The 9,737-nt window shown below is 51.7% G+C and carries 14 protein-coding genes; all 14 read left to right on the top strand.

Going from position 1 to position 9,737, the window contains the following annotated elements; all coding sequences use genetic code 11:
- Window positions 1-78 precede the first annotated feature (78 nt).
- The 14 genes from NQT62_RS02165 to NQT62_RS02100 all read left to right on the top strand — a co-directional run bounded on the left by NQT62_RS02165 (window position 79) and on the right by NQT62_RS02100 (window position 9,676).
- Entirely contained in the window at window positions 79-750 is a 672-nt protein-coding gene (locus NQT62_RS02165) for a DUF6610 family protein (RefSeq protein ID WP_256762919.1), read from the top strand.
- Window positions 747-1,364: a hypothetical protein gene (locus NQT62_RS02160; RefSeq protein WP_256762917.1), complete on the top strand. Its 618-nt coding sequence runs from the start codon at window positions 747-749 to the stop codon at window positions 1,362-1,364. The genes NQT62_RS02165 and NQT62_RS02160 overlap by 4 nt, the downstream gene beginning before the upstream one ends.
- A 247-nt stretch (window positions 1,365-1,611) precedes the next feature.
- A complete protein-coding gene (locus NQT62_RS02155) occupies window positions 1,612-3,333 on the top strand; it encodes a hypothetical protein (protein ID WP_256762916.1) in 1,722 nt (573 codons plus the stop codon).
- Between the two features lie 214 nt (window positions 3,334-3,547).
- Window positions 3,548-4,954, top strand: a complete 1,407-nt coding sequence (locus tag NQT62_RS02150; RefSeq protein WP_256762915.1) for a nucleotidyl transferase AbiEii/AbiGii toxin family protein — start codon at window positions 3,548-3,550, stop codon at window positions 4,952-4,954.
- Window positions 4,955-4,984: 30 nt separating this feature from the next.
- Entirely contained in the window at window positions 4,985-5,278 is a 294-nt protein-coding gene (locus NQT62_RS02145; RefSeq protein WP_441007045.1) for a type II toxin-antitoxin system RelE/ParE family toxin, read from the top strand.
- Complete coding sequence (locus NQT62_RS02140) at window positions 5,278-5,571, top strand: HigA family addiction module antitoxin (RefSeq protein ID WP_256762914.1); 294 nt, start codon at window positions 5,278-5,280, stop codon at window positions 5,569-5,571. The genes NQT62_RS02145 and NQT62_RS02140 overlap by 1 nt, the downstream gene beginning before the upstream one ends.
- 124 nt (window positions 5,572-5,695) lie before the next feature.
- Window positions 5,696-5,938 carry a type II toxin-antitoxin system Phd/YefM family antitoxin gene (locus NQT62_RS02135; protein WP_256762913.1) on the top strand — a complete coding sequence of 81 codons (243 nt, stop codon included), beginning with the start codon at window positions 5,696-5,698 and terminating at the stop codon, window positions 5,936-5,938.
- Window positions 5,935-6,198 (top strand): Txe/YoeB family addiction module toxin, encoded by a 264-nt coding sequence (locus NQT62_RS02130; protein WP_256762912.1) that lies wholly within the window; start codon window positions 5,935-5,937, stop codon window positions 6,196-6,198. Before NQT62_RS02135 ends, NQT62_RS02130 begins: the two co-directional genes overlap by 4 nt.
- A gap of 187 nt (window positions 6,199-6,385) precedes the next feature.
- Entirely contained in the window at window positions 6,386-6,673 is a 288-nt protein-coding gene (locus tag NQT62_RS02125; RefSeq protein WP_256762911.1) for a hypothetical protein, read from the top strand.
- A 57-nt stretch (window positions 6,674-6,730) separates the two neighbouring features.
- On the top strand, window positions 6,731-7,138 hold the full coding sequence (locus NQT62_RS02120) for an SRPBCC domain-containing protein (protein ID WP_256762910.1): 408 nt from the start codon (window positions 6,731-6,733) through the stop codon (window positions 7,136-7,138).
- Between the two features lie 46 nt (window positions 7,139-7,184).
- Window positions 7,185-7,736, top strand: a complete 552-nt coding sequence (locus NQT62_RS02115) for a pyridoxamine 5'-phosphate oxidase family protein (RefSeq protein WP_256762909.1) — start codon at window positions 7,185-7,187, stop codon at window positions 7,734-7,736.
- A gap of 53 nt (window positions 7,737-7,789) precedes the next feature.
- Window positions 7,790-8,509 (top strand): NYN domain-containing protein, encoded by a 720-nt coding sequence (locus tag NQT62_RS02110; protein WP_256762908.1) that lies wholly within the window; start codon window positions 7,790-7,792, stop codon window positions 8,507-8,509.
- A 220-nt stretch (window positions 8,510-8,729) separates the two neighbouring features.
- Entirely contained in the window at window positions 8,730-9,023 is a 294-nt protein-coding gene (locus NQT62_RS02105; protein WP_256762906.1) for a hypothetical protein, read from the top strand.
- Window positions 9,020-9,676: an LURP-one-related/scramblase family protein gene (locus NQT62_RS02100; RefSeq protein ID WP_256762904.1), complete on the top strand. Its 657-nt coding sequence runs from the start codon at window positions 9,020-9,022 to the stop codon at window positions 9,674-9,676. Before NQT62_RS02105 ends, NQT62_RS02100 begins: the two co-directional genes overlap by 4 nt.
- Window positions 9,677-9,737 lie beyond the last annotated feature (61 nt).

The following is a 9,737-nucleotide window of genomic DNA, read 5'->3' as shown; positions in this document are numbered from 1 at the left end:
ACCCATCATTCCACCGGACCTGCGCGAAAAACCTCGCAGGCCGGTGAATTCGAACGTTAGCGCTACGCAGAGTGACGAATGGTTCTAAAATTTATCACGCACAGTAAGAAAGCGATTGCTATTGCTCAAGAATATGGTTGGCATCCCGGGGCGCGTTATACAAATTTACGCGACGTAAAATCGTTCGACTTTACCGACAATGGTTTTTTGGATATTGATTGGAAAAATTATAATTTCCATAGGCACCTCGATGCTGTCGCGCAACATAGGCCCAGACTAACCATTGCTCGTGACGTGGAGTGCATCTTTGCACTTGATGCCATCCTGCGCGAAGCGGAGTGTCTATTGCAACATTGTGATCACGTCGCTGTAGTGCCAAAAGACCCGAACCTCAATGGAAGACTTAACGAGCTTATCCCGGATGCCTTTATGCTTGGCTACAGCGTGCCGACCAAGTATGGTGGTACAAAAGTGGCAGTGGATAGCTTCGACCGCCCAGTGCATTTGCTGGGGGGGCGGCCCGATACCCAACGCTCTCTGGCGAAACACCTGAAGGTGTTTTCACTTGACTGCAACAGATTTACACTGGACGCCCAATTTGGAGACTATTTTGATGGTCAGACATTTCGCCCGCATCCGTTAGGAGGATACGAAAGATGTTTGCGTGATTCACTTGTGAATATAAATGTACTATGGCATGACTACGAACCTCACGCGGAAGTCAAAAAAATGATGAAGGTGGCAATATGAGTACGAGGGAAGAGCTTCTGCTCAAAATGTACGACCAAATGTTCAACGACATCAACAGACACATTATGGTCGTATGGCAGAGTATTGGTGTGGTAGTTGGCGCTTTCGCCATATTTGCTCTGGTTGAAAAGCAAGTAGTTTCTCTGGATATCGCAGCAAGTATAGTGTTGCTTTTATGCGCATGGTTACTGGCCCACCTTTTTGACGCGTCCTATTGGTATAACCGCAACTTAGTAATCATTGCGAATATTGAACGACAGTTTCTAAAAAAGGACGACCTCAAACAGATTCATTACTACTTTGGCAAACACAGGCCTCACAAGATGATACAACACCTGCGTATACAGCAAGCACTTGGTTTGGGTCTCAGCGGGCTGGTGATTATTTACCATTTTCTCGACCGAGTAGTTCCGGGGTTTTCAGCTCCTTTTTGCAATTTCGATCCAATTAGGGTTATGCCATATCTTTTGGTGATAGTTGCGGTTTTATACCTAAGAAACTTGTGGAACCGTACCAAAAAGAGTTACGAAGAGTTTTTGAGGAATTCTCCTGGAGTCGAAATTAATACTGATGGCGTCAGTTATGGCATCGGGCATGGCCACAAAGAGCGCTAACCACGCCATCAACGCGGACGGTCTTGGTCAACGCGCCCTTGGCGCATCGCCCAATTTTGCCGGTTATGGCGAACGTTAGGCATCAGAAATACCGTTGCTCGGCGCTCTAGCAGGAATTCGCGAATTAATGGATTGCCCCAAACTCCTCCGCACACTTCTTATCGGTGACAACCCACGGCTACTTGCCCAAGTGTCGTGTCTACTGGCAAGGAAAAGGCACTATTTGCCAGTAATCGATGGACCGCGCATGACTCGCCCGGACCACCGCGCCGAAGTCTCGATCCGCGGAAATGCCGCTGCCAGCATGAAGGCAGAAACGGTGGTCTTTGTCGGGCTATCCGACGAAACTTGTTCTCTATTTTCTAGACAAATTCCTGCGTCATTGTCCAAACGAATTGACTCCGTCGGCGAAGCAGAGAAGCTGCGTGGGCTCGTGCGTGCGACAAAGGGGCAGTCGCTCTCTTGGGGTTACGACAATCTTGCCTATGGCCTGCTTACTGCACTTCGCCAACAGCGCTCAATCCACTTTGTGGAAAAGCCCTCGCCTTCAATACCCATCTCAAGTCCGTCTGGGCACTGGGTGTTCTGCGAAACTGGGGACGATCATGCGCAGGTCGTTGCCGCGAACTACGCGCACTCACTCGATGCTGGGCTATGCCTAATACCGAAAATCGACAAGCGACAGGCTGAGGCACTCTTGGAGAGTTTTTACAGTCTCTATGAGTTGCACGAGCCAGTTGCCGAAGCCCTTGAACGTTTGAGACACAGACTCCGCGAGTTGACTGGCCCTCTCCCGTCGGCCGGGATAAGGTCGGCGACTTTCATAACCAATTCGCTACCACTTGGCGTCGCCTTCCCAGAGTTTCCCTCTACGCACTTGATGTTGTATCCCCAGCTCGGCGTTTCCATGTTGGGTGGCTTTGTTGCGGAGCAGGACGACAAGCAGGGAATTGGGTGTGCTGTACTGGTTGATCCGAAAAAGGCTGAGGCTCCCGAGATTGAAGCCGCGGCTGATGAGCTGAAATCACGACGAATCTTTGTTCGCGGATACGTTGGCCCCGCGGCAAACGTTCTTGATGTCAGCCGAATGGTCGAGTTGTTTCCATACGACCTACTCGTTATCGCAACTCATTGTGGCGACGCCCCCGGCTGGCGATGGACCTATGAGTTTGCGGACTCCTCAGGAAAGCCTCGACGCCTTGAGGTTGACACTGCAATAGGAGTCGCGTTGTCGGATCGCGACGACGACAAGGTATTGGTCACTCAGCTCTACAACTTCGTCTCCTTAGATGGCGTGTCATGGCACGACCCTGACAGAGAGTCGAAGCTCGTTGTTGGCGCAGCTATCGTGGACTTCACTGCGCGAATCGATGAACTGGAACCTGTCCTGAAGACTCCCGTCGATCGGGTTCACGGCGCCGCAGTTCTTCAGATGCACGACAACAACTACTTACCGATACCACGCGAGGTCGCCGGGCATGGCAGCCCAGTCATTCTCAACAATGCCTGCGCCTCATGGCACAGACTGTCCGAGACCTTTATTTTGGGAGGCGCCAGAGCCTACCTCGGCACGCTGTACCCAGTAACTGTCTACGACGCGGAGCCGGTGACTAGTGGCCTGCTAGGGAAACACTTCGGCAAGCCGCTGCCAGTTGCTCTCTGGGCTTCTCAACGAGAGGCCTACGGCGTCAACTCGCCCCGTCGCCCGTATGTAATGGCTGGCATCTTTCCTCAAAGACTGCGAACGGTATTTCGAGATGTTCCAGCCGAGTCTGCAAAGGCTTTGCTTCGAACCGCTAGGCAGTACAAGAGGCTCCTTAGCGATGAGGTTGGCCTCAGCGAGAAGACGAAGGAGGACTTGAAGAAGAGCATCGAGTATCTTGAACGTGAGGCCAATGGACTATATGAGCGCTGGATCGCGCCGTCGAATGTCACGAATCCCCCAGCTAGACTCTTCCGCAAGAACTGACCCCGTCAGCCCGCCCACTATGAAGAACAGCAAGCACCCTTCGGCCCATTGCAACGCGAGCTTTGGCCATGCGCGCTGCCGCGATGGCCTCTTGCGATTCCGCAAAACGCCGAGTATTCGCGAGCCGCGAGCTGATGCCTAATCCCTCGCTCAACCGGACCCGCTACGGCACTTGCCTCCGCAGGCCGGTTAGCTCGAACGTTAGGGCGCACTCATGATCGAGCGGGACGAAATTGAGGCTAAGAGCGCGGAACTTGCGGTCCACACATCGAATGTGCAGAGAGACTACGCATTCGGCTGGTTGCTCTCTGCCTTCTATCAACCCGACAATCCTCTTCAGCGGTTGTTGATCTTGAAGGGAGGCAACTGCTTGCGCAAAGCGTACTTTGAGCACGCGAGGTACTCCAACGACCTAGATTTCTCAACGCAAGAAGCGGTCGATCCGAAACGCTTGTTGGATGGACTGAAGCAAGCGTGCACGACCGCCCGAGCGCGCAGCGGCATCGATTTCCTCGTGGACGACTCTCGAGTTTCGGAAAAGCGGATGGCGGACGCTGAGTCGCGGTTCTTTGAGGCTAGGGTGTACTTCCGAAGCTTCTACGGGGTTGATGAAGACTTGAAGCTGCGAGTGAACTTAGACTTCAAGGAGTTCGATGCGATCGTTCTGCCTATCCAAACTCGCAGGCTCATTCACTCTTACTCGGATGCAGCGCAATGCCAAGCGGAACTGCGCTGCATGAAGCTCGAGGAACTGCTTGCCTCCAAGCTGCGCGCTCTTTTGCAGCGAAGGCACTCCCCCGACCTGTACGACTTCGTCCACTCGCTCTTCTTCCAGAAGACATTGGCGGTCTCGCGAAGAGAGGTGTTGACTACGTTTCTGAAGCAGACGATTTACGAACCGGACCCTCAACTCGCCAAGGGGCTGCTTCTGCAACTTCCATTCGAAATGATTCGCGGCTTCTGGAACGAGTACTTGGCCTGCCCGAAATTGACCCTTTTCAGTTTCGACGATGCCCAGACATGGTTCAGGAACATCGTCGAGGATCTATTTGCTGCGCCCCAGCCCCGGGCAGCTTTCGCAGGTGCCCGTGCTGGTGTGGTCGGTTCATTCTATTCGTCTCCTCAACGCGAGGCCATTCTTGAGGCCGGCCGGCTGGGAAGACTCCTCAAAGTTGTCTATGACGGCTACGAGCGGGTGGTGGAACCATATTCACTTACGTTCAAGCGTCCAAAGGACGGTGTGGCAAGTGAGTACTTTTACGTTTGGGACAGGTCTGGAGGGAGTAGTGGTAGTGTTGGCATCAAGTCCTTCTTTGCTAACAAGCTGCAGGCCGTTTCTGTCCTGGATGAGACGTTCGAGCCGAGGTTCCCAATTGAGCTTGCAAAGGACTCTGGAGGGTTCTTCTCGACGCCGTTCTCTTCCACACCGCCGAAGCCGATAGTGTTTAGGCCAACAAGGCTTCCACGCGCCAAGGTGATATCGGGATATGGCATCTCGTACACGGTGGCATGCCTAGTCTGCGACAAGAAGTTCAAGCGCGAAAAGTACGACACTAAGTTGAACGAGCACAAGGACAAGTACGGAAATCGGTGCTTTGGCCGTGTGGGCTACATCGTCTGACGTTAGACCACTTGTTGCGCAGTGCGCAACATGCTACAGTTAGACATGATCAAGAGTTTTCGCCATAAAGGCTTGCGGCGTCTTTTTGAGACTGGCAGCACCTCAGGCATTCAAGCTAGCCACGCTAAACGATTGAGGCTCCAGCTTGCCGCCTTGGACACTGCCAAGTCCATTGAGGACATGGACATTCCTGGTTTTCGCCTGTACCCGTTGAAAGGTGAAATGCAAGGTCGCTGGTCAATTACCGTCAACGGTAATTGGCGCATCACGTTCGAGTTCCAAGACGGAAACGCCTACGTTCTAGACTATGAGGACTACCACTAATGGCTATGCACAATCCTCCCCACCCTGGTGAGTTCATCTCCGGCATCTACCTTGAGCCCAATGGGATCAGCGGTCGCATGCTGGCCGAAAAGCTCGGCGTTGCTGCATCTACGCTCAGTCGCATCTTGAACGGCACCGGCCGCATTTCTCCTGAAATGGCACTGCGTCTTGCCAAGTCCCTTGGCCGCTCTCCTGAGAGCTGGCTTGCCATGCAAGACGCATATGATCTTTGGGTGGCTCGGCAGTCCGTTGACTTGAAAGGCGTTGGCAAACTCAAGTTGGCGGCGGCCTAACTGGGCGTTGCGCACGGACGCCCATGCTTCGCATGGTCGCAGGTGAACTTTGGTGTTATGCCTTTGAACGGTCCATTGACAAAGCGTACTGAATTGCGTACGATATCGTCTTATGGAGGTCTCTATGCAAACTCTTTCAGCAAGTGAAGCACGCGCCAATCTCTATCGATTGATGGATGAGACGGCGGAATCACATCAACCCATAACTATTTCTGGCAAGCGGCACGATGCTGTATTGATCTCCGCTGAAGATTGGCAAGCCATTCAAGAAACGCTTCATTTGCTGTCTGTTCCTGGTATGCGTGAATCAATTAAGGAAGGAATGGCCGAACCGGCAAGCTCGTGCTCCAAGGAGCTTGATTGGTGAATTGGCAAATTGTCTACACCAAACATGCTCAGAAGGACGCGCAAAAACTCGCTGCCAGCGGATTGAAACCCAAAGCGCTCGAACTGCTTGCCGTCGTGCAACAGAACCCTTTTCAAAATCCACCACCATACGAAAAACTCGTCGGAGATCTCGCTGGTGCCTACTCGCGACGAATCAATATTCAGCATCGCCTCGTTTATCAAGTGCTCACGGATGAACGAGTCGTTAAGGTGTTACGCATGTGGACACATTATGAATAAGTGCCTACAGAGCTTTCAATAGGCCATAGGCAAACTGTACGTTGCAAGCGGACGCCAGTACAGGCCATGCCTTGGTCATTTTCATGGCCAGTGCTGGTATCCTCCGCCTTTTGCTTCGGCGCCGCCGAACTTTGGCGTTATGCCTCTGAACCAAGTGCCCGATTGGGTATCAACTTGAAGTGAAACAATGGCTTGTCTCATACCGCTTTCCACCGAGCGAGGGTTGCTTGCCTTGATATTTTTTGCAAGCCTTCTGACCACTTGGTACTGGACCAACTACCCCGGTTTTCTGCCAGACGTGCCAGAGTGGCTTGGCCTTAAATTGGTCCAGCTTTATGGTGCGGAAAACGCCGAGCAAATCGCTGACCTGGAAGTCATTGTTGGTTTGGTTGTGAGTTGGATATTTTATTCGGCCATCGCTGTCATTTTTCTTGGAATACGACGAGCCGTGGCTAAACGAGATGTGAACTTGTAAGATCAATTCATTGGGCACACCGCAAACACTGACCAACCACCCCCCCAGGACCGCTCCATGAAGATCACCGTCAAAACCACAGTCAACGCGCCCGTCAGCGAGGTCTGGACCGCATACACCACACCAGCAGACATCATGCAATGGAACGCCGCTTCCGACGACTGGCACACCACCCAGTCCACGGTCGACTTGCGGGTGGGCGGCTCTTTTTCTTCCCGCATGGAAGCCAAAGACAGCAGCTTTGGTTTCGACTTTGCCGGCACCTACACACAAGTGGTGCCAAACAAGTTGATCGAATATGCCTTCGGCGAGCGCACGGCCACGGTGGAGTTCAAGCAGCTGGATAACAGTGTAGAGGTGTGCGTCACCTTTGACGCTGAGCAACAGCATTCTGTTGAGCAACAGCAGCAAGGTTGGCAGTCCATTCTCAACAATTTCGCCAGGCACGTGCACGGGCAACCATAAGCAAACGTTCTTTAGCGACAGCATTAGCCGCCATTGGAGAGGTTGTATGGGCCAAAAGTACACCGAACTGTCGGACAAACATTGCGAGTTCATCGCTGAGCAAAAAATCTATTTTGTGGGCACTGCTGCCGACACAGGGCGCGTCAACATTTCACCCAAGGGCATGGATTCGCTTCGGGTGCTGGGTAAAAACCGGGTGGCCTGGCTCAATGTAACGGGCAGCGGAAACGAAACAGCAGCCCATGTGCAAATGAACCCCAGAATGACCTTGATGTTCTGCGCGTTCAACGGCAGCCCGCTCATTCTCCGTTTGTATGGCGAGGCCAAAGCGGTTCACCGCAACGAGCCCGAGTGGGCCTCCTTGTTTGCCTTGTTTGACCCCATTCCCGGGGCCCGGCAAATTTTCGACATGTCGGTTGAGTTGGTTCAAACCTCCTGCGGCATGGCTGTACCCAATTTCGACTACGTGGGCGACAGGGACCTGCTCACCAACTGGGCACAAAAGCGGGGCGACCAGGGCTTGAAAGAATATTGGGAACAGAAAAACCAGCTCAGCATGGATGGCTTTCCGACCCATATTCTGAAGAAAAATTTTTAATGTAATCTTGGCAAACCATGTCATATCGATCTTGGTTTGCTCAAGGAGAGTCAATGGCGCAATCCAATAATGAAAAGCTTGCAGTACTTATTGATGCAGACAATGCTCAAGCTGCAATTGTTCATGAGCTTCTTTCTGAGGTGGCACGATATGGAATCGCCAGTATTAAGCGAGCATATGGAGATTGGACAACGCCAAATTTAAGGAGCTGGAAAGATGTCCTTCATAAAATGGCCATTCAACCCGTGCAGCAGTTCGGCTATACCACTGGCAAAAACTCGACCGACTCTTCGTTAATCATCGATGCCATGGATTTACTCCACTCTGGCAATTTGGACGGCTTCTGCCTTGTTTCCTCCGATAGCGACTTTACGCGACTGGCCACCCGAATCCGGGAGTCTGGGCTGGTCGTCTACGGCTTTGGCGAACGAAAAACTGCACCGGCATTTGTTGCGGCGTGTGACAAGTTTATCTACACCGAAATCTTGAGGCCTGAGCAAACAGAAGAGGCTCAAAAAGAGCAGCCACCAGAGCCAATTGAGCCTATGCTGAGAACTGCCATAACAGCCACAGCACGCGACAACGGTTGGTCACCCTTATCCACAGTTGGATCCATGTTGTTGAAAAATAGCCCTTCATTTGATCCGCGAAACTATGGTTTTCAGAAGCTCGGTGAATTGGTTCGTAAGCAGACTTTTCTGGAAGTCAAAGACGTATCCTCAGGAGATGGTTCTACGAATGTTCATGTACACGTTCGTCTAAAACCTATCTAACTTTCTCTTAAAAACCAGCCTTACCTCACCGGTGCTGAATGTATCTGCGAGGTAACTGACTGGCTGCATCAGAACGGACGGTCGATTTGAGCCGCTGTTTTTATCTCGCTAATATTTCCACTTCGGTGTTGATGAGTTTTCATCGTTGGTGTCCGTTTTATTAACCAACAAGCTGATTACACTCCGCTGTGTCTCGAAACCTATCCCACAGGAAGATGCCATGTCTTGCAGTAAATGCACGTGCCCGCTGTGTCATCAAGCAGCACCCGCCAGCGATATCGACCACGGCAATTTGGCGCGGGGCTACTGTACTTATTGCTTCACCTTTGACATCACACGCAGAGGAAAACTGTGGGTGGACGGCTTGACTAATAATCATCGGGAAGCATTGATGACCAGCATCAAACAAGAACCTGATGGTCAAATCCTCGTTATTTGTGGGGATAACAAGGAGAACATCAAATACGAGGTTAGAAATTCAATGCCAGCTAAAGCTGCTCCGAGCTGGCTTTGATACAAGGGTTCCTCCAATCAGGAGAAAAAATTGTTGAGCTTCCGACTCTTCTCCTGATCCACTTGTTCGAGATGTTCGTCATTGGCATACCTGCTTCGCGAACGTTATCGCTACAGAAAATTTCTCGAGAACGAGCCATTAAATTGATCCAACAGTTAACCATTTCCAACAAAATTTTTTCACTGAGAGGACGAATTCCGATCACCAACCAACAGGGTGAACTCGTTTACGAGGCCAGAGGAGAATTCGCATTCTTCAACCCCACATGGTGTTTGACCAATGCACAAGGGGAAGTGGCCACCATCCGGCGGAAAGTGTTCGCGTGGCGCCCAACATGGTTGATCACCAGCCAACTTGGGGTCTTCAAAATTCAAAGGCCAATATGGTCTGTGGTGCGGAAGTACCAAGTGGTTGGCGGCCCATTGGATGGCGCCGAAATGACGGGCAATTTTTGGGATCTGGATTTCAAGATTACTCATCGGTCAGAATACCTTGCACGAGTTCAAGGAAAACTTCTGACCTTGCGAGACACACACACCATCGACCTATTAAAGAGCGACCCTCAATCCAGCTTGTTGACCGTCATTACCATGGTTGTCATGCACATGGACAGAAGCGGCTGGCAATTCGCGCAGAATGACCACGTGGCGTAACAGCATGCAATCTCACCCGTTATCGGGTGTATGAATCCCCCGGATGGTAGAGACTTTTTTC

Origin of the sequence: Limnobacter humi, assembly GCF_024518835.1 — a bacterium.
GTDB lineage: Bacteria > Pseudomonadota > Gammaproteobacteria > Burkholderiales > Burkholderiaceae_B > Limnobacter > Limnobacter humi.
This window is presented reverse-complemented; position numbering and strand designations above follow the sequence as displayed.